The 24,903-nt window shown below is 41.3% G+C and carries 25 protein-coding genes; 23 read left to right on the top strand and 2 right to left on the bottom strand.

The annotated features are described in order from the left end of the window. Nucleotides 1–66 precede the first annotated feature (66 nt). The 22 genes from yhbY to PCY08_RS03530 all read left to right on the top strand — a co-directional run bounded on the left by yhbY (nt 67) and on the right by PCY08_RS03530 (nt 19,862). Nucleotides 67–378, top strand: a complete 312-nt coding sequence (gene yhbY, locus PCY08_RS03635; RefSeq protein ID WP_000060171.1) for a ribosome assembly RNA-binding protein YhbY — start codon at nt 67–69, stop codon at nt 376–378. Between the two features lie 51 nt (nt 379–429). Beyond that, nucleotides 430–1,059: a nicotinate-nucleotide adenylyltransferase gene (locus PCY08_RS03630; RefSeq protein WP_045763164.1), complete on the top strand. Its 630-nt coding sequence runs from the start codon at nt 430–432 to the stop codon at nt 1,057–1,059. Continuing rightward, nucleotides 1,059–1,652 carry a bis(5'-nucleosyl)-tetraphosphatase (symmetrical) YqeK gene (gene yqeK, locus PCY08_RS03625; RefSeq protein ID WP_045763165.1) on the top strand — a complete coding sequence of 198 codons (594 nt, stop codon included), beginning with the start codon at nt 1,059–1,061 and terminating at the stop codon, nt 1,650–1,652. The genes PCY08_RS03630 and yqeK overlap by 1 nt, the downstream gene beginning before the upstream one ends. After that, the gene (locus PCY08_RS03620; RefSeq protein ID WP_045763166.1) at nt 1,653–2,153 is read left to right on the top strand and encodes a cysteine hydrolase family protein; all 501 of its coding nucleotides are present in this window, start codon (nt 1,653–1,655) and stop codon (nt 2,151–2,153) included. Nucleotides 2,154–2,165: 12 nt separating this feature from the next. After that, on the top strand, nt 2,166–2,516 hold the full coding sequence (gene rsfS, locus PCY08_RS03615; RefSeq protein WP_045763167.1) for a ribosome silencing factor: 351 nt from the start codon (nt 2,166–2,168) through the stop codon (nt 2,514–2,516). Between the two features lie 217 nt (nt 2,517–2,733). After that, on the top strand, nt 2,734–3,474 hold the full coding sequence (locus PCY08_RS03610; RefSeq protein ID WP_301559480.1) for a class I SAM-dependent methyltransferase: 741 nt from the start codon (nt 2,734–2,736) through the stop codon (nt 3,472–3,474). Between the two features lie 9 nt (nt 3,475–3,483). Continuing rightward, nucleotides 3,484–3,876: a hypothetical protein gene (locus PCY08_RS03605; protein WP_006153606.1), complete on the top strand. Its 393-nt coding sequence runs from the start codon at nt 3,484–3,486 to the stop codon at nt 3,874–3,876. Nucleotides 3,877–3,890: 14 nt separating this feature from the next. Continuing rightward, nucleotides 3,891–4,988, top strand: a complete 1,098-nt coding sequence (locus PCY08_RS03600; RefSeq protein WP_301559457.1) for a nucleotidyltransferase — start codon at nt 3,891–3,893, stop codon at nt 4,986–4,988. 137 nt (nt 4,989–5,125) lie between these two features. Next, nucleotides 5,126–5,380 (top strand): type II toxin-antitoxin system Phd/YefM family antitoxin, encoded by a 255-nt coding sequence (locus PCY08_RS03595; RefSeq protein WP_198921493.1) that lies wholly within the window; start codon nt 5,126–5,128, stop codon nt 5,378–5,380. Between the two features lie 3 nt (nt 5,381–5,383). Beyond that, nucleotides 5,384–5,638, top strand: a complete 255-nt coding sequence (locus PCY08_RS03590; protein WP_301559456.1) for a Txe/YoeB family addiction module toxin — start codon at nt 5,384–5,386, stop codon at nt 5,636–5,638. 217 nt (nt 5,639–5,855) lie between these two features. After that, nucleotides 5,856–7,469, top strand: coding sequence for a ribonuclease Y (locus PCY08_RS03585; RefSeq protein WP_070461168.1), 1,614 nt, complete (start codon nt 5,856–5,858; stop codon nt 7,467–7,469). 136 nt (nt 7,470–7,605) lie between these two features. Further along, nucleotides 7,606–8,232 carry a guanylate kinase gene (gene gmk / locus PCY08_RS03580; RefSeq protein ID WP_000775049.1) on the top strand — a complete coding sequence of 209 codons (627 nt, stop codon included), beginning with the start codon at nt 7,606–7,608 and terminating at the stop codon, nt 8,230–8,232. Between the two features lie 24 nt (nt 8,233–8,256). Continuing rightward, nucleotides 8,257–8,571: a DNA-directed RNA polymerase subunit omega gene (gene rpoZ / locus PCY08_RS03575; protein ID WP_006146546.1), complete on the top strand. Its 315-nt coding sequence runs from the start codon at nt 8,257–8,259 to the stop codon at nt 8,569–8,571. 83 nt (nt 8,572–8,654) lie between these two features. Further along, nucleotides 8,655–11,051, top strand: coding sequence for a primosomal protein N' (locus PCY08_RS03570; RefSeq protein WP_301559455.1), 2,397 nt, complete (start codon nt 8,655–8,657; stop codon nt 11,049–11,051). 12 nt (nt 11,052–11,063) lie between these two features. Then, complete coding sequence (gene fmt / locus PCY08_RS03565) at nt 11,064–11,999, top strand: methionyl-tRNA formyltransferase (protein ID WP_301559454.1); 936 nt, start codon at nt 11,064–11,066, stop codon at nt 11,997–11,999. Further along, nucleotides 11,992–13,305, top strand: coding sequence for a 16S rRNA (cytosine(967)-C(5))-methyltransferase RsmB (gene rsmB, locus PCY08_RS03560; protein WP_301559453.1), 1,314 nt, complete (start codon nt 11,992–11,994; stop codon nt 13,303–13,305). Before fmt ends, rsmB begins: the two co-directional genes overlap by 8 nt. 15 nt (nt 13,306–13,320) lie before the next feature. Then, nucleotides 13,321–14,061 (top strand): Stp1/IreP family PP2C-type Ser/Thr phosphatase, encoded by a 741-nt coding sequence (locus PCY08_RS03555; protein ID WP_301559452.1) that lies wholly within the window; start codon nt 13,321–13,323, stop codon nt 14,059–14,061. Beyond that, on the top strand, nt 14,058–15,941 hold the full coding sequence (gene pknB / locus PCY08_RS03550; RefSeq protein ID WP_301559451.1) for a Stk1 family PASTA domain-containing Ser/Thr kinase: 1,884 nt from the start codon (nt 14,058–14,060) through the stop codon (nt 15,939–15,941). Before PCY08_RS03555 ends, pknB begins: the two co-directional genes overlap by 4 nt. Before the next feature lie 88 nt (nt 15,942–16,029). Next, entirely contained in the window at nt 16,030–16,788 is a 759-nt protein-coding gene (locus PCY08_RS03545) for a threonine/serine exporter family protein (RefSeq protein ID WP_301559450.1), read from the top strand. Nucleotide 16,789: 1 nt separating this feature from the next. Further along, entirely contained in the window at nt 16,790–17,239 is a 450-nt protein-coding gene (locus PCY08_RS03540; RefSeq protein ID WP_301559449.1) for a threonine/serine exporter family protein, read from the top strand. Nucleotides 17,240–17,415: 176 nt separating this feature from the next. Further along, on the top strand, nt 17,416–18,588 hold the full coding sequence (locus PCY08_RS03535; RefSeq protein ID WP_301559448.1) for a hydroxymethylglutaryl-CoA synthase: 1,173 nt from the start codon (nt 17,416–17,418) through the stop codon (nt 18,586–18,588). After that, nucleotides 18,588–19,862, top strand: coding sequence for a hydroxymethylglutaryl-CoA reductase, degradative (locus PCY08_RS03530; protein WP_301559447.1), 1,275 nt, complete (start codon nt 18,588–18,590; stop codon nt 19,860–19,862). Before PCY08_RS03535 ends, PCY08_RS03530 begins: the two co-directional genes overlap by 1 nt. Before the next feature lie 151 nt (nt 19,863–20,013). Here PCY08_RS03530 and PCY08_RS03525 read toward each other — a convergent pair whose 3' ends face one another. Both PCY08_RS03525 and PCY08_RS03520 read right to left on the bottom strand, forming a co-directional pair. After that, a complete protein-coding gene (locus PCY08_RS03525; protein WP_301559446.1) occupies nt 20,014–20,979 on the bottom strand; it encodes a LacI family DNA-binding transcriptional regulator in 966 nt (321 codons plus the stop codon). Then, a complete protein-coding gene (locus PCY08_RS03520; RefSeq protein ID WP_301559445.1) occupies nt 20,960–22,414 on the bottom strand; it encodes a sucrose-6-phosphate hydrolase in 1,455 nt (484 codons plus the stop codon). Before PCY08_RS03520 ends, PCY08_RS03525 begins: the two co-directional genes overlap by 20 nt. A gap of 365 nt (nt 22,415–22,779) precedes the next feature. On the opposite strand from PCY08_RS03520, the gene PCY08_RS03515 reads away from it, so the two are divergent. After that, a complete protein-coding gene (locus tag PCY08_RS03515; RefSeq protein WP_301559444.1) occupies nt 22,780–24,663 on the top strand; it encodes a sucrose-specific PTS transporter subunit IIBC in 1,884 nt (627 codons plus the stop codon). Nucleotides 24,664–24,903: the final 240 nt, after the last annotated feature.

Here is a 24,903-nt window from a genome sequence, read left to right as displayed (position 1 = left end):
CATTGAAAAATTAGTTCCGACCGTCCCTCATCACCTAAAATAACTATCAAAAAAGGAAGAAAGAATATGTCACTAACATCAAAACAACGTGCCTTCCTCAACAGCCAGGCACACACCCTCAAACCCATCATCCAAATCGGGAAAAATGGTCTCAACGATCAAATCAAAACCAGCGTTCGTCAGGCTCTTGACGCTCGTGAATTGATCAAGGTTACTCTCTTGCAAAACACAGATGAAAATATCCACGAAGTAGCTGAAATCTTGGAAGAAGAAATTGGTGTGGATACAGTCCAAAAAATCGGACGTATCTTGATTTTGTATAAACAATCAAGCAAGAAAGAAAATCGCAAGATTTCTAAAAAAGTTAAAGAAATCTAAGAACGATACTCCCAAAAGCTGTTTTTACAGAAGAGTAAAGGAGATTAACCTATGGCAATTGAATTATTAACTCCCTTTACAAAAGTGGAGTTAGAGCCAGAAATCAAGGATAAAAAACGCAAACAAGTAGGTATTTTGGGTGGAAATTTTAATCCCGTTCATAATGCCCATCTGATCGTGGCAGACCAAGTGCGCCAACAGTTGGGATTGGACCAGGTTTTGCTCATGCCCGAATATCAACCACCTCACGTAGATAAAAAGGAAACCATTCCTGAACACCACCGTCTCAAAATGCTTGAGTTAGCGATTGATGGAATCGAGGGTCTAGCTATTGAAACCATCGAGCTAGAACGTAAGGGTATTTCTTACACATACGACACCATGAAGCTTCTAACAGAGAAGAATCCAGATACAGATTATTATTTCATTATCGGTGCAGATATGGTAGACTATCTGCCTAAGTGGTATAGAATTGACGAATTGGTCGATTTGGTTCAGTTTGTGGGGGTTCAGCGTCCACGTTACAAGGCAGGGACTTCTTATCCAGTTATCTGGGTGGATGTGCCCCTCATGGATATTTCATCCAGCATGGTGCGTGATTTCATCGCCCAAGGACGCACACCTAACTTTCTCTTGCCAAAGCCAGTGCTAGACTATATCGAGAAAGAAGGACTTTATTGATGGCATACCAGGACTATATCAACTGTTCCCGTGAAGAATTGTTAGAAAAAATGGCGGAGCTTCTACCTGAAAAACGCCTAACCCATTGTCTGGGTGTGGAGCGTGCAGCTATTGAGCTTGCAGAACGATTTGGAATTGATGTTGAGAAAGCTGGTCTAGCAGGCCTTCTTCATGACTATGCTAAAAAGCTATCAGATCAAGAGTTTCTAGACTTGATTGATCGATATCAACTAGATCCAGACCTCAAAAACTGGGGTAATAATGTTTGGCATGGTATGGTCGGTATCTACAAAATTCAGGAAGATTTGAACTTGCAAGACTCTGAAATTCTGCGTGCAATAGAAATTCATACAGTCGGAGCGAGTCAGATGACAGATTTTGACAAAGTTATCTATGTTGCAGACTACATCGAACATAATCGTGCCTTTCCAGGAGTAGATGAGGCGCGTGAAATTGCTGAACTATCGCTAAATAAGGCGGTGGCCTACGAGACAGCCCACACAGTAGAGCATTTAGCTCACCAAGGATTTCCCATCTATCCCCAAACCCTTGAAACCTATAACGCCTATGTGCACTATTTGAAAGAGGACTAAATGAAGACGGCTTTTATAATCATTGATGTTCAGAATATTTTAGTGGAAACTGGGTTTCAGACAAAAAGTCTATTGGAAAAAATTTCTTATTTACAAAACCAGGCTAGAAGCAAGAATATCGAAATTATCTATGTTCAACATATTGAGAGCCCTGAAGCCCAAACATCAGAAGATTGGCAGTTATCTGAGTTTTTAAGTCGAAAACCTAATGAAAAGGTCTTTCAGAAGAAGTATAACAGTATTTTCAAAGAAACTGGTTTAAAAGAATACTTGGATAAACAGGGGATTGAAAAATTAGTTTTATGTGGTATGCAGACAGAATATTGTGTGGATACCTCTGTCAAGGTTGCCTTTGAATATGGCTATCAGCTTATTATTCCAGAAGGAACTTGCACGACGTTTGATGGCGATGACATTCCAGCAGAAACGATAAATGAATTTTATGAGGGCATTTGGGAGGGGCGCTTTGCAGATGTCCTAGATTACAAACATATTTTCTAGAAAGAGGATTAAATGAACGAAAAAGAATTACTAGAACTAGTCGTGAAAGCGGCTGATGAGAAACGTGCTGAGGATATTCTTGCACTTGATGTACAAGAATTAACCAGTGTGACAGACTACTTTGTTATCACTAGCTCAATGAACAGTCGTCAGTTGGATGCTATCGCTGACAATATTCGTGAAAAAGTAGCGGAAGCAGGCTTTAAAGGCAGCCATGTCGAAGGTGATGCAGCTGGAGGCTGGGTCTTGCTAGACCTCGGCAGTGTCGTTGTGCATATCTTTTCAGAAGAAATGCGTGCCCACTATAACCTAGAAAAGCTATGGCATGAGGCTAATTCTGTAGATCTCTCAGAAACTTTATAGTCTTTTCCTTTATCTTTTATTACGGCGTTAACTCATTTTGCCTAACTCTAGTTATGCCTGCAATTCGTTGCCTAGTACTAAAAGCAAACGAAAAGACTATAGCGTTACAATTGAACTCAGTTGCAGTCAACTGGGTTTTATTTGCTTATTTTAGAAAAATTGATTGAAAGGTAAAGGGCGAGTGGTGTTTGCCATGGACGCTCTTGGTATCATGATTATGGCGACTTATGAAACTTTTGCGGCTGTTTACGATGCAGTTATGGATGATAGTTTATACGACAAATGGACGGACTTTTCGCTACGCCATTTGCCTAAAACCAAGGACAGAAAGAAACTCTTGGAATTGGCTTGTGGGACAGGCATCCAGTCCGTTCGCTTTTCGCAAGCTGGCTTTGATGTGACTGGGCTTGATTTGAGTGCGGATATGTTGAAGATTGCCGAAAAGAGAGCGGCTTCAGCCAAGCAAAAGATTGATTTCATTGAAGGCAATATGCTGGATTTATCCAAGGCTGGTAAATACGACTTTGTGACCTGCTATTCCGATTCTATCTGCTACATGCAGGATGAGGTGGAAGTAGGGGATGTATTTAAAGAAGTCTATAATGCTCTCAATGAGGACGGGGTCTTTATCTTTGATGTGCATTCGACTTACCAGACAGATGATGTCTTTCCTGGTTATTCTTATCATGAAAATGCGGAAGACTTCGCTATGCTTTGGGATACCTATGAGGACGATGCTCCTCACTCTATCGTGCATGAACTGACCTTCTTTGTCAAGGAGACAGACGGTTCCTTTAGCCGTCATGATGAAGTCCATGAAGAGCGTACTTATGAAGTCTTAACCTATGATATTCTGCTGGAACAGGCTGGCTTTAAATCCTTTAAACTCTTTGCAGACTTTGAAGACAAGGAGCCAACAAAAACCAGTACCCGTTGGTTTTTTGTGGTGCAGAAGTAGGAGATGGATATGGTTCGATCAAAATATTCTTGGGAAGAAGTTTCGCAGTTTAATCGTATCCGTCAAAATGGAACGCTTTGGGAAAAAGATGGGCAGTACTTCTATGTTCAGGAAGAAGGGACCGTGTTTTCAGAGTTAGTCGTTTACGATATGTCTAAGAAACTTTTTGATATGTTAGTAAATGGAATAAAATCAGAGGATGATATCCGACATATGCTGATGTATGGAACATGGCCAATGACGGTTGCTGGATGCCATAGACCAACAATGTTGATAGCTTATCCTGAGTTACAAAAAAATTATAGCAACGAACAACTGGCAGAAATCCTTCCAGTAGGAGAAAAACAATGGCTTAACTGGAGAGGAAGATTGCCTGAGCGGTATCGTAGATTTCGTCATTAGATAGGGAGAACATCATGACTATCACAGGTATTATCGCGGAGTTCAATCCTTTTCATAATGGCCATAAATACTTGCTGGAACAGGCAGATGGCCTGAAAATTGTGGCCATGTCTGGGAATTTTGTTCAACGTGGCGAACCTGCTATTGTGGACAAGTGGACACGGGCTCAAATGGCACTAGAGAATGGTGCAGATTTAGTTGTAGAATTGCCCTTTTTAGTCAGTGTTCAGGCGGCGGATTTTTTCGGCCAAGGTGCAGTGGCTATCTTGGCTCGTTTGGGAATTGATACCTTAGCCTTTGGGACAGAGGAAGTTCTGGATTATCAGAAAATTGCTGACCTATACTCAGAACGTGGTCAAGAGATGGAGAAATTTGTGGATAATTTACCTGATTCTCTTTCTTATCCCCAGAAAACCCAAGCTATGTGGAAGGAATTTGCAGGTCTTGATTTTTCTGGTGATACGCCCAATCATGTCCTTGCTCTTGCCTATGCCAAGGCAGTCGCGGGGCGCAACATCAAACTTCATCCAATTCAACGTCAGGGAGCGGGTTACCATTCGGTGGATAAGGATGTTGACTTTGCCTCAGCGACAGCTCTTCGTCAGCATCAAAATGATCAAAATTTCTTAGAACGTTTTATGCCTTCGGTTGCTCTTTTTGAAAATGCTAGCAAGGTAAACTGGGAAGATTATTATCCTTTGCTTCGCTATCAAATCTTGTCAAATCCAGATCTAACAACCATCTATCAGGTCAATCAAGAAATGGCGGTGCGCATCAAGGAGGCTATTAAGATGTCACAGAATTTGGAAGAATTGGTAGAGTCAGTTGCCACTAAACGCTATACCAAAGCACGTGTCAGACGCCTCTTGATCTATATCTTAGTGCAGGCAAGAGAAAGTAATCTGCCAGAAGCCATTCATGTCCTTGGATTTACTGAAAAAGGCAGGCAACACCTCAAGTTTCTGAAAGGGCAGGTTAGTCTAGTCAGCCGAATTGGCAAAGAACCCTGGGATGCCATAACCCAAAAGGCAGACCAAATTTATCAACTGGGACACCCAAGTATCGCAGAACAAAATTTTGGTCGAGTGCCAATTAAAATTGAATCAAACTGAGTCTACTTTGAGGTAGGCTTTTTTAGTTTTTTTCGAATAAAATAAATAGATAGAAAAGGAAAAATCTTGTACAAGTTCCTGACAATTTTATTCTTTTCGTGTATAATAATGGAAAAGAGGTAAAACGAGGTATGGTTATGGAAGCAGTTCTTTACTCAACATTCCGAAATCATTTAAAGGACTATATGAAGAAGGTAAACGATGAGTTTGAACCTTTGACAGTGGTCAACAAAAATCCTGACGAGGATATTGTCGTCCTTTCAAAGAGTGAGTGGGATAGTATTCAAGAAACCGTGAGAATTGCTCAGAATAAGGAGCTTTCTGACAAGGTCTTGCGAGGAATGTCCCAAGTTCGTGCAGGACATACTCAGGTTCATGTGATTGAGGAGTGATGGATGCTACTCAAGTTTACAGAAGATGCCTGGGCGGATTATTGCTACTGGCAAACTCAAGACAAGAAAACGCTAAAAAGAATCAACAAACTAATCAAGGATATTCAACGCGATCCTTTCACAGGCGTAGGAAAACCAGAACCGCTCAAGTATGAGTACCAAGGAGCTTGGTCGCGTCGTATTGACGCAGAAAATCGCTTAATCTATATGATTGATGGAGAAAGAGCGGTTTTCTTGTCTTTCAAAGATTATTATTAAGTCTACTTTGAGGTAGGCTTTTTAACTTATTTTTTTCTAAAAAAATCTTTAAAAATTTAATTAGTGATAATAGCTTATTTTATTAGGGAAAATAAGGTTTTTTAGACTTGAAATGACCAAAACAACTTCAATTTAAGGTTTGTTAAAAATGATTTTTTATGGTAGAATGTATAAGAATGCATATCATTCGGATAAACAAATAAATTGAGGTAAAAACATGGAAATTATGGCGATTGTTATCGTTGTTTTTGCCGTCATCATTGGTTTAGTCATTGGATATGTCAGCATCTCAGTCAAGATGAAATCATCACAAGAGGCTGCAGAGCTGATGCTTTTAAATGCTGAACAAGAAGCAACTAATTTACGAGGACAAGCGGAGCGCGAAGCGGATTTATTACTCAATGAAGCTAAGAGCGAAAGCAAGTCTCTTAAAAAAGAAGCACTATTGGAGGCCAAAGAAGAAGCCAGAAAATACCGTGAAGAAGTGGACGCTGAATTTAAATCAGAACGTCAAGAACTCAAGCAAATTGAAAGTCGTTTGACCGAACGTGCTAGCAGTCTTGATCGTAAAGATGACAATTTGACGAACAAAGAAAAAACACTTGAACAAAAAGAACAAAGTATTTCTGATAGAGCAAAAAACCTTGATGTACGTGAAGAGCAACTAGAAGAAATTGAGAAACAAAAGCAAGCTGAACTAGAGCGTATTGGAACTCTGACTCAGTCGGAAGCAAAAGACATTATCTTGGCCCAGACAGAGGAAAACTTGACTAAGGAAATTGCTAGTCGCATTCGTGAGGCTGAGCAAGAAGTTAAGGAACGTTCAGACAAATTGGCTAAGGATATCTTGTCCCAAGCTATGCAGAGAATTGCTGGTGAGTATGTGGCTGAGTCTACCAACTCTACAGTTCATCTGCCTGATGATACCATGAAAGGTCGTATCATTGGTCGTGAAGGGCGTAATATTCGTACCTTTGAAAGTTTGACAGGGGTTGATGTTATCATTGATGATACGCCAGAAGTGGTAACCTTGTCAGGTTTTGATCCTATCCGTCGCGAGATTGCCCGTATGACGATGGAAACCTTGCTTAAGGATGGACGTATCCACCCAGCTCGTATCGAAGAGTTGGTTGAGAAAAATCGTCAAGAGATTGATAACAAGATTCGTGAATATGGTGAAGCCGCAGCCTATGAAATTGGTGCACCGAACCTTCACCCAGACTTGATGAAGATCATGGGCCGCTTGCAGTTCCGTACTTCATACGGACAAAATGTCTTGCGTCATTCGATTGAAGTTGCTAAGTTGGCTGGTATCATGGCTAGCGAACTTGGTGAAAATGCTACCCTTGCTCGTCGTGCGGGATTCCTTCACGATATTGGTAAAGCCATTGACCGTGAAGTAGAAGGTAGCCACGTTGAGATTGGTACCGAGTTAGCTCGCAAGTACAAGGAACACCCAGTTGTGGTTAACACCATTGCCAGTCACCACGGAGATGTAGAACCTGAAAGTGTGATCGCAGTCATCGTTGCTGCGGCGGATGCATTGAGTGCTGCCCGTCCAGGAGCTCGTAGTGAGTCACTCGAAAGCTACATCAAACGTCTCCATGACCTTGAAGAAATTGCGAATAGCTTTGAAGGAGTTCAAAATAGCTTTGCCCTTCAAGCTGGTCGCGAAATCCGCATTATGGTAAATCCAGGTCAAATCAAAGATGACAAGGTCACAATCTTGGCTCATAAAGTTCGTGAGAAAATCGAAAACAATCTCGATTACCCAGGAAATATCAAGGTAACCGTGATTCGTGAACTTCGTGCAGTTGATTATGCAAAATAAATAAGAAAGAGCAGTTGAAAAATTACTGCTTTTTTGTTACACTAGATAGAAAGATTGTAGCGAGCAGAAATGGCTTTAGATATATAATCTTACAGAAATTTTCAAGTCATTTCACAAACTATCCAAAGGAGATATAATGGCAGACCGAGGCTTACTAATCGTTTTTTCAGGTCCTTCAGGAGTTGGAAAAGGAACGGTTAGACGAGAAATTTTTGAGAGTTCTGAAAATCAATTTCAATATTCTGTATCTATGACAACGCGGGCACAACGTCCAGGTGAAGTAGATGGTGTTGATTATTTCTTCCGTACAAGGGAGGAATTTGAAGAATTGATCCGTCAAGGGCAAATGTTAGAGTATGCAGAGTATGTAGGCAACTACTACGGAACTCCTCTGACCTATGTCAATGAAACGCTTGATAAGGGAATCGATGTCTTTCTTGAAATTGAAGTGCAGGGAGCTCTTCAGGTCAAGAAAAAAGTTCCAGATGCTGTCTTTATCTTTTTGACACCACCAGATTTGGAAGAATTGCAAGACCGTCTCGTAGGCCGAGGTACAGATAGCGCAGAAGTAATTGCTCAGCGTATCGAAAAAGCCAAGGAAGAAATTGCTTTGATGCGTGAGTATGACTACGCTATTGTAAATGACCATGTTCCTCTTGCCGCAGAACGTGTTAAACGTGTGATTGAAGCAGAACATTTCCGTGTAGACCGCGTGATTGGTCATTATCAGGATATGCTACCAAAGTCTCCGACTATTCGATAAAATTTAGAAAACAGGTACAAACAAATGATGCTAAAACCCTCTATTGATACCTTGCTTGATAAGGTACCATCAAAATATTCACTTGTCATCTTGGAAGCAAAGCGTGCTCACGAATTAGAAGCTGGAGCACCTGCTACTCAAGAATTTAAATCTGAAAAATCAACTCTTCGTGCTTTAGAAGAAATTGAATCAGGGAATGTAACCATCCACCCAGATCCAGAAGGAAAACGCGAAGCTGTTCGTCGTCGTATCGAAGAAGAAAGACGATTGAAAGAAGAAGAAGAAAAGAAAATCAAAGAGCAAATCGCGAAAGAAAAAGAAGAAGGTGAAAAAATTTAAGGTTGGGGGGACTCAATCTTATTTTTTCTATTGCAAGAATACTCAATCATTTGAACGATTTAAGAAGAGAAGGAGGTGAGGACATGGCTATTGCAAAAATCATTGTGGATGTTCCCTTGATGCAGACAGACCAGCCCTATAGCTACAAGATTCCAGAGGAATTTGAGGGGATGCTGGAAGTTGGCATGCGGGTTCATGTCCCTTTTGGGAAGGCCAATCGCTTGATTCAGGGAATTGTTCTTGGAATGGAGACTCAATCTGATGCAGATGTGGCAGACGAAGATTTGAAAGAGATTGCCGAAGTGCTGGACTTTTCTCCTGTTTTAACGGAGGAACAACTCTGGCTAGCTGAAGAACTACGTAAGTCAGTTTTTTCATACAAGATTTCTATTCTGAAAGCTATGCTCCCTGGATTTTTGAACTCTAGCTATGATAAGATCCTCTATCCTCTGGAAGGCTTAAGTCAGCAGGAAAGAGAACGCTTATTTGGTTCACAGGAGTCTCTAGCATTTTCATCTCTAGACTTAGAAAAGCAGGCTGAGATGATGCGATTGACTCGAAAAGGGCTTTTAAAACTAGAGTACCAGGCTGTGGATCAGAAGAAGGTTAAGACGCAGTCTTGGGTTGAAATTCATCTTGATAAATTAGAAAAGCTAGAAATCTCAAATCGTGCCAAGAAGAAATTGGAACTGCGAGAATACTTATTAGTACATCCTGAAACGGTTCCTTTGGCTGATTTGTTAGAACATTACTCACGCGAACAAGTTAATTTCTTTGTGGAACATGGTGCTATCACCATAGTGCAAAAAGAAGTGCAACGTTCAGCGGCTTATTTTGAAGGTATTGAATCTAGCCAATCTTTAGAGTTAAATCCAGAACAAAAAGAAGCCTGTGAGGCGGTTGTTGGAGCGATTGGGAAAAAACATCCTCCATTTCTTTTACAAGGAATCACTGGAAGTGGGAAAACTGAGGTTTACTTGCAGATTATCCAAGGGGCCTTGGATATGGGAAAAACAGCGATTGTTCTAGTCCCAGAAATCTCTCTGACACCTCAAATGACAGAGCGTTTTATTGCTCGTTTTGGTGATAAAGTAGCCATTCTCCACTCTGGCTTGTCCAATGGTGAAAAGTATGATGAATGGCGCAAGGTGGAGCGTGGAGATGCTCAGGTAGTCGTTGGGGCTCGGTCTGCCGTTTTTGCACCTTTGAAAAATCTAGGGGTAATCATTATCGATGAAGAACACGAGGCCAGCTACAAGCAAGACAGCAATCCTCGTTATCATGCTAGAGATGTGGCTCTTTTACGAGCTCAGTACAATCAAGCAGCATTAGTCCTTGGTTCTGCAACACCGAGTCTAGAAAGTCGTGCGCGGGCTGGAAAGGGCGTTTATCAACACTTACGTCTGACCCAACGTGCCAATCCTTTAGCAAGTATTCCTCAAGTTCAACTGATTGACTTCCGTGATTATATCGGGCAGAATGAAACATCAAATTTTACACCACCACTGATTGAGGCCATTAAAGATCGATTAGATAAAAAAGAGCAGGTTGTTCTCATGCTCAATCGCCGTGGCTATTCTAGCTTTGTCATGTGTCGGGAATGTGGGACCGTGGACACCTGTCCCAACTGTGATATTTCTCTGACGCTGCACATGGATACCAAGACCATGAACTGTCATTATTGTGGTTTTTCCAAAGAAATTCCTCATGTCTGTCCAAACTGTCAGAGTCGCAGTATTCGTTACTATGGAACAGGAACTCAAAAGGCCTATGATGAGCTGGCTGAACTCTTTCCAGAGGCTCGCATTCTGCGAATGGATGTAGATACAACTCGTAAAAAAGGCAGTCACCAAGCACTTCTTGAGCAGTTTGGCAAGGGTGAAGCGGATATTCTTCTGGGAACCCAGATGATTGCCAAGGGCTTGGACTTTCCAAATGTAACCTTGGTTGGTGTTCTTAATGCGGATACAGCCTTGAATCTGCCTGATTTCCGTTCTTCTGAGAGAACCTTCCAACTCTTGACCCAGGTGGCAGGACGAGCAGGTCGTGCTGAAAAGGCAGGTCAGGTCTTGATTCAGTCCTATAATCCTCAACACTACGCCATTCGTTTTGCCAAAGATCAGGATTATGAAGGTTTCTATGCCTATGAAATGGGCATCAGACGTCAGTTGGGTTATCCACCTTATTATTTCACAATTGGAATTACCTTGTCTCATAAAAAAGAAGAAGAGGTTCTGAGACGTGCTTATCAAGTAATGGAGATTTTGCGGTCAGGTTTGTCGGATGCTAGTATCATCCTTGGTCCAACGCCTAAACCTATCGCTCGCACTCATAACCTCTATCATTATCAGATTTTAATTAAATACCGTTTAGAAGATGAGCTTGGTCCAACCCTTAACCAGGTCTTGGCCTTGACACAAGAACGTGAAAATAGCGAACTTCGTCTCAGTATTGACCACGAACCGCAACAGTTTTTATAAGAAGGAGAAGATATGACAAAATTAATCTTTATGGGGACTCCCGATTTTTCAGCAACCGTTTTGAAGGGACTTTTGTCAGATGATCGCTATGAGATTCTAGCAGTTGTAACTCAGCCAGACCGTGCTGTCGGACGTAAAAAAGTTATCCAAGAAACCCCAGTTAAACAAGCAGCCAAAGAGGCAGGACTTCCTATTTACCAACCTGAAAAATTATCAGGTAGTCCAGAAATGGAAGCCATCATGAATTTGGGAGCTGATGGGATTGTAACAGCAGCTTTTGGACAATTCCTCCCAAGTAAACTCCTTGGTAGCATGGATTTTGCAGTCAATGTTCATGCTTCGCTCCTTCCTAAACACCGTGGTGGTGCTCCTATCCATTATGCCTTGATTCAGGGTGATGAGGAGGCAGGAGTAACCATTATGGAAATGGTCAAGGAAATGGATGCTGGTGATATGATTTCCCGTCGCAGTATTCCCATTACAGATGAGGACAATGTCGGAACCTTGTTTGAAAAATTGGCGGTTGTTGGTCGTGATCTGCTTTTGGATACGTTACCTGCTTATATAGCTGGTGAAATTCAGCCAGAACCACAAGATCCAAACCAGGTTACATTTTCTCCAAATATCAAACCTGAGGAAGAAAAATTGGACTGGAACAAGACCAATCGTCAACTCTTTAACCAAATCCGTGGGATGAATCCATGGCCAGTTGCTCATACCTTCCTCAAGGGAGATCGTTTTAAGATTTATGAAGCCCTGCCAGTAGAAGGTCAAGGAAATCCAGGTGAGATACTCTCTATCGGTAAGAAGGAATTGATCGTCGCAACAGCGGAAGGAGCCTTGTCTCTTAAACAGATTCAGCCAGCAGGAAAACCTAAGATGGATATTGCTTCCTTCCTCAACGGTATGGGACGAACTTTGGCAGTAGGAGAACGATTTGGTGACTAAAATAGAAACGGCTAGAAGTTTAGCCTTAGAGGTATTGGAGGATGTTTTTATCCAACAAGCTTACTCCAATATCGCCTTAAATAAACACCTCAAGGGAAGTCAACTGTCAGCTGCAGACAAAGGTTTGGTGACAGAGCTGGTCTATGGAACTGTAGCTCGAAAACTCACACTAGAGTGGTACATTTCTCACTTTATTGAGGATAGAGATAAGCTAGATAGCTGGCTCTATGTTCTGCTTCTCATGAGCGTCTATCAACTCCAATACTTGAATAAGCTTCCTGACCATGCAGTGGTCAATGAGGCAGTGGAAATTGCAAAATCTCGTAAGAAGGGTAGTGAAAAACTGGTCAATGCAGTTCTTCGCCGTATTTTGCGAGAAGGTTTGCCAGATATTACCAGTATCAAACGTAAAAATAAGCGTGATTCCATTGCCTACTCTTTACCAGTTTGGTTGATTTCGAAACTCAAGGAAGAGTATGGAGAAGAGAGAGCGCAAGCGATTTTTGAAAGTCTATTGCAACGGAATAAAGCCAGTATTCGCGTAACAGATTTGAGCCGAAAAGAGGAAATCAAAGCTCTGCTTGGTGCAAGTGATTCTCTTTTATCTCTTGCTGGTCTGGTTAAGGAACAGGGGCATTTTGCAGGCCATGATTTGTTTGCTGAAGGGTCTATTACTATCCAGGATGAGTCAAGTCAACTGGTTGCACCGACACTAGAGCTACAAGGTGACGAGCAGGTTTTAGATGCTTGTGCAGCTCCTGGTGGAAAAACCGCCCATATGGCATCCTATCTGACGACAGGTCAGGTAACGGCTCTAGATCTCTACGACCATAAACTCACTTTGATTCAAGAGAATGCAGAGCGACTAGGTGTAGCGGACCGTGTCCAAACGCAAAAACTGGATGCTCGAAAAGTGCATGAATTTTTTGGTAAGGATCAATTTGATAAGATTCTTGTTGATGCCCCTTGTTCAGGGATTGGTCTATTGCGTCGAAAACCAGATATCAAATATAATAAAGAGACAGCATATTTCGCGTCATTACAGGAAATTCAGTTGGAAATATTAGGTAGTGTTTGTCAAACGCTACGTAAAGGTGGTATAATAACTTATAGTACCTGCACTATTGTCTCTGAAGAGAACTTTCAAGTTGTTCAAGCATTTTTAGAAAGTCATCCAGAGTTCGAGCAGGTTAAACTAGAACACGAATGTAAGGATATCGTGAAAAATGGCTGTATCCTCATTACTCCGGAATTATACGGAAGTGATGGATTCTTTATCAGCCAATTTCGCAAGATATCCAAGTAGGAAGGAACTGACACAATGGAGATTTCATTATTAACAGATGTGGGTCAGAAACGTACAAATAATCAAGACTATGTCAATCTTTTTGTCAACCGTGCCGGTCGTACAATGATCATCTTGGCTGATGGGATGGGAGGACACCGTGCAGGTAATATTGCTAGCGAAATGGCAGTAACTGATTTAGGTGTTGCATGGGTTGATACGCAGATTGACACCGTTAATGAAGTTCGCGAATGGTTTGCCCACCATCTAGAAGTTGAAAATCAAAAGATTTATCAAATGGGACGTGATGAAGCCTACAAGGGAATGGGGACAACTCTAGAAGCCCTTGCAATCGTTGATCATCAAGCTATTTATGCTCATATTGGAGATTCTCGTATCGGTCTGATTCGTGGTGAAGAATACCATCAATTGACCAGTGATCATTCTTTGGTCAATGAATTGCTTAAGGCAGGTCAATTGACACCTGAAGAAGCTGAAGCACATCCACAAAAGAATATCATCACCCAATCTATCGGACAAAAAGACGAAATTCAACCTGATTTTGGAATTGTCAGCTTGGAAGCAGGTGACTATCTGGTCATGAATAGCGACGGTCTAACCAATATGATTTCAGGCAGTGAGATTTATGATATTGTGACAAGCGATATTTCGCTTGATGATAAGGCAGCCACTTTGGTACGCTTTGCCAACAATGCCGGAGGGCTTGATAATATTACAGTTGCCCTTGTTTCGATTAAGGAGGAGGCGGCAGAATGATCCAAATCGGCAAGATTTTTGCCGGGCGGTATCGGATTATCAAACAAATTGGCCGTGGAGGTATGGCAGATGTCTACCTGGCCAAGGATTTGATTTTAGACGGGGAAGAGGTAGCTGTTAAGGTCTTGAGGACTAACTACCAGACTGACCCGATTGCTGTTGCGCGTTTTCAACGTGAAGCGCGTGCAATGGCTGACTTAGATCATCCCCATATCGTTCGGATAACAGATATCGGCGAAGAGGACGGTCAACAGTACCTAGCTATGGAGTATGTAGCTGGTCTTGATCTCAAGCGCTATATCAAAGAACACTATCCCCTCTCAAATGAAGAAGCTGTCCGTATCATGGGTCAGATTCTCTTAGCGATGCGCTTGGCGCACACTAAAGGTATTGTCCACCGTGACTTAAAGCCTCAAAATATTCTTTTAACTCCTGATGGAACGGCCAAGGTGACGGACTTTGGGATTGCTGTAGCCTTTGCAGAGACCAGTCTGACTCAGACCAACTCTATGCTGGGTTCTGTTCACTACTTGTCACCTGAGCAGGCTCGTGGCTCTAAGGCAACTGTGCAGAGTGACATCTATGCCATGGGGATTATTTTCTATGAGATGCTGACAGGGCATATCCCTTATGATGGCGATAGTGCAGTGACTATAGCCCTCCAGCATTTTCAAAAACCTCTTCCTTCGGTCATAGCTGAAAACCCATCTGTTCCCCAAGCTTTGGAGAATGTGGTCATCAAAGCAACTGCTAAAAAGCTTACAGATCGATACCAGTCGGTTTCAGAGATGTATGTTGATTTATCTAGCAGTCTATCTTATAACCGCAGAAATGAACCTAAACTTGTTTTTGATGATGCTACTAAGGCGGACACAAAGACATTGCCAAAAGTTTCTCAGACAACCTTGACCTCTATTCCTAAGGTTCAACCACAGACAGAAAGCCATCAGGCAACTAAAGCTAGCCCAGAAGTAAGTGCTAAAAAATCTGTGGAAAAACCAGTGAAAAAACGTCGTTTTAAAGCACGTTATCTAGTTCTACTAGCAAGTTTCGTACTGGTTGCCGCTTCTCTGGTGTGGATTTTATCCAGAACACCAGCTACTGTTGAGATTCCAAAAGTTGCAGGTCAAACTGTTGCTGAAGCTAAGGAAAACTTGAAAAAAGCGAATTTTGAGATTGGTGAGGAGAAGACCGAAGCGAGTGATACCGTAGAAGAAGGTCGGGTCATCCGAACAGATCCAGATGCTGGCTCAGCTCGCAAAGAAGGAACTAAGGTTAATCTCATTATTTCTTCAGGTCAACAATCCTTTAAGCTTGGAAATTATGTTGGTCGTAAATCTACAGATGTCATTGCTGAGCTGAAAGGGAAAAAAGTTCCTGAAAATCTGATTAAGATTGAAGAAGAAGAGTCCAGTGAATCAGAACCAGGTGTGGTTTTAAAACAGAGCTTAGCAGAAGGTACGACTTATGATCTTAGCAAGGCAACTTCTATCGTTTTGACTGTTGCTAAAAAGGTGACAACCGTGACCATGCCAAGTTATATTGGCTCAAGTCTTGAATTTACAAAGAATAACTTAATTCAAATTGTTGGTGTCAAAGAAGCTAATATCGAAGTCGTAGAGGTTTCGACAGCTCCTGAGGGCACTGCTGAAGGAACTGTTGTGGATCAAAGTCCAAAACTAGGTGAGAAAATTGATCTAAGTACGACACGTATAAAGATTTCTATTTATAAACCAAAAACCCCACCATCATCTTCTTCGGTTCCGTCTTCGAGCCAGCGTAACACTAACAGAGTAGATAGTACAGTGCCATCACAAAGTCAATCGACTCCATCTTCGTCAACACATAATCAAACAGACGAACATAACACAGATAATTAATCAATCTTTGTCACAGTTTTTGTGGCAAAGATTTTTTTTCCTCCGAAATTATGATAAAATAAAATGGAGTTTGAAAAAGGAGGGAAACATGGACGAATCAAAAAAACTGAATGCAGTAATTGATGTCATCATGCTAGCTGGAACGATTCTACTGAGAAATGGATCTGAGATTTATCGTGTTGAAGATACCATGATTCGGATTGCTCATTCACAGGGTATTATGGATTGTAATGTTTTAGCCATGCCTGCCGCCATTTTTTTCTCCATTGAAAATACAAATATCTCTCGTATGAAGCGAGTGACCTCCTCTGCTTATAATATTGAGAAGGTATGTGATGTCAACCAGATTTCACGGCAGATCGTATCGGGACAGCTGGATTTGGAGACAGCCTTTATCCAACTAAAGGAATTGAATGCCAAGGCATCTCCCTACACCAATATTCAACTAACTGCTGCAGCGACCTTCAGTGCTCCTTTCTTTTCAATCATGTTTGGTGGGAATGTCTACGATGCCATCGGAGCAGGAGTGGCGACCTTGTTTGCTTTTACTTTCTCTCTCTATGTAGAAAAGTTTATTCGTATTCCTTTTATGACAGCTTTCGCAGGAGCTCTTGTCTTTGGTTTGATTGCACAATTTTGGGCGCGCTATTCTGGTTTACCATCGACAGCTGATTTGGTCATTGCTGGTGCGGTCATGCCTTTTGTACCTGGAATTGCCTTGACCAATGCTGTTCGAGATATTATGACCAATCACATTAACTCTGGTATGAGCAAGATGTTTGAATCCTTGCTGATTACCCTTGCCTTAGGGGCTGGAACATCAGTCGCCCTCGTACTCATGAACTAATATGACACTAACAACATTTTTATTGCAAGCTCTGGCAAGTTTGCTTGTCATTATCACCTTTTTAATCGTCTTAAATGTCCAGCGTTCCATGCTCATCCCTGGTGGAGTTTTGGGAATGTCTATCTGGCTACTCTATCTGATACTCAAAGATCCGACTAACGTCATTTTGGCAACCTTTATTGCTGCTGTGATTGGTTCTTGTGTCAGCCAGATTATGAGTATCCTCTATAAGACACCAGCAGTTGTTTTTGCTCTGGCAATATTGGCGCCACTAGTGCCAGGTTATCTGTCCTATCGAACCACTTCCTTCTTCGTTACAGGTGACTACGGTCATGCCATTTCTAGTGCCATGTTAGTTATGATGTTGGCCCTCGTTATCTCCATTGGAATGGCCAGTGGGACAGTTTTGTTGAAATTGTATCATTATCTCAAAAAGAATCGAGCTAGCTAAGACTCGATTTTTTGTAGCCCTAAAGTTCTGTTTGTTGGACTAGTCTAAAAATTAGATAAGGTTTTTAAAATGAACTTGATTTGGTGAATCAAGTCTTTTTTCGCTCATTTGACCTCAATTGTGATAAAATAGAGGTGAACGATTTTTTACAATGAATGATAAAAATAGAGGTAAATATGACAATCGGTATTGATAAGATTGGTTTTGCAACCAGTCAATACGTTTTGAAATTACAAGATTTAGCAGAAACCCGAGGAATTGATCCTGAAAAATTGAGTAAAGGACTCCTTTTAAAAGAATTGAGTATCGCTCCTTTAACAGAGGATATCGTTACCTTGGCTGCCAGTGCAGGAAATTCTATCCTGACTGAAGAAGATAAGCAAGAGATTGATATGGTTATCGTAGCGACAGAGTCTGGGGTTGACCAGAGTAAAGCTGCAGCTGTCTTTGTACACGGTTTGCTTGGGATTCAACCATTTGCTCGTAGTTTTGAAATCAAGGAAGCTTGCTATGGTGCAACAGCGGCCCTTCACTATGCTAAGTTACATGTAGAAAATTCTCCTAAATCAAAGGTTTTGGTACTAGCCAGTGATATTGCAAGGTATGGTGTTGAAACTCCTGGAGAACCAACTCAAGGTGCAGGATGTGTTGCTATGTTGATTAGCCAAAATCCACGTGTGATGATTTTCAACAATGATAATGTTGCACAAACTCGTGATATTATGGACTTTTGGCGTCCAAACTATTCGACAACACCATTTGTAAATGGGGTTTACTCAACGCAACAATATCTTGATAGTTTAAAAACGACTTGGGAAGAGTGTCAAAAGCGTTATGACTGTAACTTGGACGATTTTGAAGCTGTATGTTTCCACTTGCCATATCCAAAACTAGCTCTCAAGGGAATGAAAAAAATTCTAGACAAATCCTTGCCTCAAGAGAAGAAGGACTTGCTTCAAAAGCACTTTGATGAATCTATTATTTATAGCCAAAAAGTTGGGAACATCTATACAGGTTCACTCTTCCTAGGTCTCTTGTCTCTTCTTGAAAATTCTGATAGCCTGAAAGCTGGAGATAAGATTGCACTCTACAGCTATGGTAGTGGTGCTGTATCTGAGTTCTTTAGTGTGGAATTGGTTGAAGGCTATGAAAAACAATTGCAGCATAATCGCTTAGACTTGCTAGACCAACGTCAAGCTTTGAGTGTTGCTGACTATGAACGAATCTTCTTTGAGGAAGCCAACTTAGATGAGTCTGGATCTGCAACGATGTCAGGTTATGAAGGGCAAGACTATGCCCTTGTTGAGATTGTAGAACACCAACGTCGCTACAGCAAGGTTGAAAAATAATGAAAAAAAATTGGAATGGATTTGCTAAAAAATCAATTCAAGAGCGCCTCGAGCTAGTTAAGTCTCAGGCTCTTACTACTATTGAATCCCAAGAAAGTCTTGAGCAGAATGAAAATCTCAGTCTAGCAGTTGCGGACCAATTGAGTGAAAATGTGGTGGGGACCTTCTCGCTTCCTTACTCAGTAGTTCCAGAAGTTCTGGTAAATGGTCAGGAGTATACCGTTCCCTATGTGACCGAAGAACCATCTGTTGTTGCTGCAGCTAGTTTTGCCAGCAAAATTATCAAGCGTGCTGGAGGTTTTACTGCTCAGGTTCACCAACGTCAAATGATCGGTCAAGTGGCTCTCTATCAAGTCCCAGATAGTGACCAAGCTCGTCAGGCTATTCTGAGTCAAAAGTCGGAACTGATGGAACTGGCAAATCAAGCCTATCCCTCTATTGTCAAACGTGGTGGTGGAGCGAGAGAGCTAACAGTTGAAAAAATTTCTGGTGAGGCTGACTTTTTAGTAGTTTATCTCCATGTCGATACTCAGGAAGCCATGGGAGCTAATATGCTCAATACCATGCTTGAAGCTTTAAAACCAAGTCTAGAGGCTCTCAGTCAAGGGCAAAGTTTAATGGGGATCCTATCCAACTATGCCACAGATTCTCTAGTAACTGCAACTTGTCGCATCGCCTTTCGTTATTTGAGTCGCCAGAAGGATGAAGCGCGTGAACTAGCGGAAAAAATGGTTTTAGCCAGTCAGTTTGCTCAGGCAGATCCTTATCGAGCAGCGACTCATAACAAGGGAATCTTTAACGGAATCGATGCTCTCTTGATTGCTACTGGAAATGATTGGCGTGCTATAGAAGCGGGAGCGCATGCCTATGCAAGTCATGATGGCGCCTATCGAGGACTTAGTCGTTGGACTATAGATTTGGAAAACGAAGAGCTTATTGGAGAGATGACCATGCCGATGCCAGTTGCCACCAAGGGTGGATCTATTGGTCTCAATCCTCGAGTCGTACTCAGTCATGAGTTGCTAGGTCATCCATCTGCCAAAGAATTGGCCCAAATTATCGTTTCGATTGGTCTTGCACAGAATTTTGCAGCCCTTAAGGCTTTGGTCAGTACAGGGATTCAGCATGGACACATGAAGCTTCAAGCGAAATCTTTAGCGCTTTTAGCAGGTGCGACTGAGGCAGAAGTACCCAAGTTAGTAGAAAACTTGATTGCTGAAAAAACCTTTAATCTAGAAAAAGCGCAAACGCTATTGAAACATTTAAGATCATAAGAAAAACTCAGACGAATCTAGTCTGAGTTTTTTTGTTTATACTCAATGAAAATCAAAGAACAAACTAGGAAGCTAGCCGCAGGCTGCTCAAAACACTGTTTTGAGGTTGTAGATGGAAGCTGACGTGGTTTGAAGAGATTTTCGAAGAGTATTAAATACTTTTACCTGGTAAGAGGCTGACTGGTAAGAAATAACCGGTTGTGGCAACTTCTTTTCCTTCGATTTTTTGAAGGAGTAAATCAACTGTCAGGCGAGCAATTTCTTCCAAGGGTTGTTTAATGGTAGTGAGGTGAGGGTAGAAATTCTCGATAAAATAAGTTCCATCGTAGCCAATAACCTTAAGTTGTTCTGGAACAGAAATACCAAGTTCCTGAGCAATCTTCATCACCAAGATGGCTGTCAAATCATCCGATGCGAAAATAGCATCTGGTTTTTGTTTGGTCAGGATACTTTTGATTTCCATTTCCTTGCGGAGGGGTGAAAAGTCACTGGAAATATTGATAATGGGAGCTTTGGGGAAGATAGAAGCAAAGCCTGCATGGCGAAGTCCAGTTGGTGAATTGGAGTTGTCATTACCTGTAATCATAATAACAGACTTAGCTCCAGTTTTCTCTAAAGTTTGAGCTGCTAGGACTCCACCAGCATAGTTATCAGAAGAAACGACAGGAATGTCTGGCGATAGGTTTCGGTCGAAAGAGATGATTGGTGCTGTGACGCGATTGTAGTCCTCAATCCCTAAGTTATGGCTACCAGAGATAATGCCATCCACTTGATTAGCTTCTAGCATTTCAAGATATTCACGTTCTTTTTCCGAATCGTGCTCACTGTTACAGATGATGGTCTTATAGCCGTTTTTGAAGAGTTCGTGTTCCAATTTGTCAATCAATTCAGCATAGAAAACATGGCTGATTTTTGGGAAAATCAACCCAATTAACTTGGCTGATTTCCCTTGGAGGCTACGAGCTAGGTTGTTGGGTTTATAACCCAACTCCCGCATAGCTTCATTGACCTTTTGAATAGTTTTTTCAGATAGATAACCTTTTTTATTGATAACACGTGAAACGGTAGTAGGGCTGACGCCAGCCAATTTTGCGACATCAGTTAGTTTTGCGACCATATTCCAATTCGTAGTATGTTCCAGTTGGGTTTCCAGATTTAATGAGGATTCCATTTTGATCTTCATGTGGGAAGACACGACCAGAAAATACTTTTTCTCCTTTATTGATGAAAATTTCAAAGACTGAATTATCGATGAAGATATTTACAGTAGTAGCTTGGTTGTCGATTGAACATGAGCGAGTAGTTCCAAATTCTTGAGCATATTGCTCACCTGCTTGACTGCGGTCAACAGTAACTTGACCATTGACAAGGTCAAAATTGATGGAGAGTCCCTTACCGTCTTTATCTGCAAGAAGAACGATTTCACTTTGACTATCAGCTTCTAAGTTAAGCTCAAGCTCGTAGGTGTTTTTAGTTTTAGAACGATTTGAAAATTCCTCTTCTGAAGCACGGAGTTCTTTGATAGCAGCTACAGGATACTGATAGAGTTTTCCATCTTTAATGGTAAGTTCCTTGACCAATGAGAAAGTTCCTTGGTGATCAAAACGGTCAGATGGATAAGACACATCTGGTAGACCAAGCCAACTAACAGCAAGTGCACGTCCATCAGGGGTATTGAAGGCTTGAGTAGCATAGGCTTCAAAACCATAATCGAGGTTGTGTAGTTCAGACACATCTACCATACGAGCATTTTCTGGGTCAAAGGAAGTGCCGATTTTATACATGTTTGGATAGATATTGTCGTATTCAAGGACCTTTTTATCCAAACCTTGTGGGCAGTAAAGAAGGACAGGCTGTTCTCCGACAAAGACTAGGTTTGGGCACTCCATCATATAGGCAGTGCGGTCATTATTGAAGTCAAGATCACCAACTTCTTGCCAGTTTGTATAATCATTTTCGACAGCTTTGTAGAGACGGACAAACCCTTTTTTCTTCAAGTCTTGACCACCAACGATTGCGTAGTATTGTCCTTTAAAGTTGAAAATCTGTGGATCACGGAAGTGGTCAGTTGCATCAGCTGGTTGATCAATCAAGACTTTATCAATTTTTTCAATCTTACCGTCCTTATCCATTAAGGCACTAATCTGATAAGGGTGGCGAACCCAGTTTTCATCACGGACATTTCCTGTATAGAATAGGAACAATTGATCGCCAAACTGCATAGCAGATCCAGAGTAAGCGCCGTGGCTATCAAGTGGGGTATCAGGTAAGATTTTTACACCTGTTTCAGTAAAGTGAACCAAGTCGTCACTTTCAAGCTGAACCCAAGATTTCAAGCCATGAGCTGCACCGAAAGGGAAGTTCTGATAAAAGACAATCCACTTACCATCAAAATAAGAAAAACCGTTCGGGTCGTTAAGGAGTCCTTCCTTTGGTTCAATGTGATAGCTGACATGCCATGGGGATTGCGCCATCTTTTCTTGGATTTCTTTTCTTTCTTCTTGTGTCCAATCTTCGTAACGTCTGTAACGACGTTCAGTAGTCCATTCCATTTCTATTTCCTCCATAAAATTCTACTATCTTTATAGTAAACGTTTCCTTATAAAAAAGCAAGTCTTTTACACTAAATTAACGAAAAAAATGTCAAACGTTTGACAGAATGTAGAAGCACTATTTTATGAAAAATAATGAAAATATGAAAGTTTTTGAAAATTTAAAAGTAAAAACCTTGAGTTTATAGGGTATTTATTGCTGTGTTGATGAAAAAAATAGCAAAAACAATCAAAAAATAAAAATTAGCAAAATTTTTTCTGCAAAACGCTTGACATATTTTTTAAACGTGATAGAATAATATTCGTAGGGCGGATAAAATCGCTTTCAAACGTTTTACAAATTTTTTATAAGGAGATTTTTGCAAATGACGAATACAGAAATTGCAAAAAAAGTCATCGAAGCCTTAGGTGGACGTGAGAACGTTAATAGTGTAGCTCACTGTGCGACTCGTCTTCGCGTTATGGTTAAAGATGAAGCGAAAATTAACAAAGATGCTATTGAGAACTTGGAAAAAGTTCAAGGTGCTTTCTTTAACTCAGGTCAATACCAAATCATTTTTGGTACAGGTACAGTTAACAAGATGTACGATGAAGTCGTAGCTCTTGGTTTGCCAACGACATCTAAGGATGAGATGAAGGCAGAAGCTGCTAAACAAGGAAATTGGTTCCAACGTGCCATCCGTACTTTCGGTGATGTTTTTGTACCAATTATTCCAGTTATCGTAGCAACTGGTCTCTTCATGGGTGTTCGTGGACTCTTGAATGCTCTTGGAATGACACTTCCAGAAGATGTGACAACTTACACTCAAATCTTGACTGACACAGCCTTCATCATCTTGCCAGGTTTGGTTGTTTGGTCAACTTTCCGTGTATTCGGTGGTAACCCAGCCGTTGGTATCGTTCTTGGTATGATGCTCGTTTCAGGTTCACTTCCAAATGCCTGGGCTGTTGCTTCTGGTGGAGAAGTAACTGCTATGAACTTCTTCGGATTTATCCCAGTTGTTGGTTTGCAAGGTTCAGTTCTTCCAGCCTTCATCATCGGGGTTGTCGGAGCTAAATTTGAAAAAGCTGTTCGTAAAGTGGTTCCAGATGTACTTGATCTCTTGGTAACACCATTCGTAACACTCCTCGTAATGTCAATTCTTGGTTTGTTTGTTATCGGACCAGTCTTCCACGTTGTTGAAAACTATATCCTTCTTGGAACAAAAGCTATCCTTAACTTGCCATTTGGTCTTGGTGGTTTCTTGATTGGTGGAGTTCACCAAGTTATCGTCGTATCAGGTGTTCACCACATCTTCAACTTGCTTGAAGTTCAATTGCTTGCTGCTGACCATGTTAACCCATTCAACGCTATTATCACAGCTGCCATGACTGCTCAAGGTGCTGCAACAGTAGCCGTTGGTGTGAAAACTAAAAATCCTAAACTTAAAACACTTGCTTTCCCAGCTGCTCTTTCTGCCTTCCTAGGTATTACTGAGCCTGCTATCTTCGGGGTTAACTTGCGTTTCCGTAAACCATTCTTCCTTTCATTGATCGCTGGTGCAGTCGGTGGTGGACTTGCTTCAATCCTTGGTCTTGCTGGTACTGGTAATGGTATCACAATCATCCCTGGTACAATGCTTTACATTGGTAACGGACAACTTCCACAATACCTTCTTATGGTAGCTGTATCATTCGCTCTTGGTTTTGCTCTTACTTACATGTTTGGTTATGAAGATGAAGCAGAAGTGGCTTCAGAAGCTACAACTGAACGTTTGGCTGACGAAGCAGTAACTGGTACTGTTGTTGCACCTAGCGAAGGTGTCATCCAAACACCAATCGTTGGTGACGTAGTTGCCCTTTCAGACGTTAATGACCCAGTCTTCTCAAGTGGAGCTATGGGACAAGGTATTGCTGTAAAACCTAATCAAGATGTTGTTTACGCACCAGCTGATGCTGAAGTGACAATCGTTTTCCCAACAGGACATGCTTATGGTTTGAAAACTACAAACGGAGCTGAAATCTTGATCCACGTTGGTATCGACACTGTTTCAATGAACGGTGAAGGATTCGACCAAAAAGTTGCTCAAGGTGACAAGGTTAAAGCTGGAGATGTTCTTGGAACATTTGATTCAGCTAAGATTGCTGCTGCAGGCCTTGATAATACAACAATGGTTATCGTGACAAACACTGCAGACTTTGCTTCAGTAAATCCAGTTGCTTCTGGATCAGTTGCTAAGGGTGATGCAATCATCGAAGTTAAAGCTTAATACTCTTCGAAAATCAAATTCAAACTGCGTCATACTCGCTTTGCCGTACTCAAGTACTGCCTGCAGCTCGATTCCTAGTTTGTTCTTTGATTTTCATTGAGTACACTACTGTCGATTTAATAAAACAAAAAAACGAACAAATGTCATGTTTGTTCGTTTTTAATTGAATCTTAAAATTTACAGAGGAAAAACTAAAATATTGAGCAACTTTTCCTCCATGAAATATGCTATAATAGAGAA

Source organism: Streptococcus sp. SO4, assembly GCF_030440055.1.
In the GTDB taxonomy this organism is placed as follows: domain Bacteria; phylum Bacillota; class Bacilli; order Lactobacillales; family Streptococcaceae; genus Streptococcus; species Streptococcus nidrosiense.
The sequence above is the reverse complement of the archived record's forward strand: the minus strand, read 5'-3'. Positions and strand labels throughout refer to the sequence as shown.